Consider the following 347-nt stretch of genomic DNA (forward strand, 5'->3'; position numbering starts at 1 on the left):
TCATCTTCAACTGGTCCGGTGTCTTGTCGGCAATCAGGCGTTGCACCTCATCCTCCTGGCTGGCGTCGAGCCGGCGGTGCTCGCCGACCTTGCGCCCGCACTCGCCATCGTGCAGTGCTTGAGCACCCTTGGCCGCGTGGCGCTTGCAGATGTCGAACACGCCCGTACGACTCAGGCCCGTAAGCGCTGCGATCTCGTCGTAGGTGTGCTCCGCCTCACGCAGCCGAATGACCTGCGCGCGCCTCTCGTGTCGTGCCTCGCGCGACAGCGACCTCATGTCCATTACCTTCATCACCGCGGTGATCATGACGCGGCAAGATTTCAAGAACATTACTGCCGGCTCAATA

At 62.2% G+C, this 347-nt stretch carries 1 protein-coding gene; it reads right to left on the reverse strand.

Annotation, left to right across the window (positions count from 1 at the left end; translation table 11 throughout):
* Positions 1 to 292, reverse strand: a 292-nt coding sequence (locus SM757_RS35180; protein ID WP_322468892.1) for a helix-turn-helix domain-containing protein, incomplete at its 3' end; no start/stop codon positions are given.
* Between the last annotated feature and the right edge of the window lie 55 nt (positions 293 to 347).

This window comes from Azohydromonas lata (genome assembly GCF_034427735.1).
Taxonomy (GTDB): Bacteria; Pseudomonadota; Gammaproteobacteria; order Burkholderiales; family Burkholderiaceae_C; genus Azohydromonas; species Azohydromonas lata.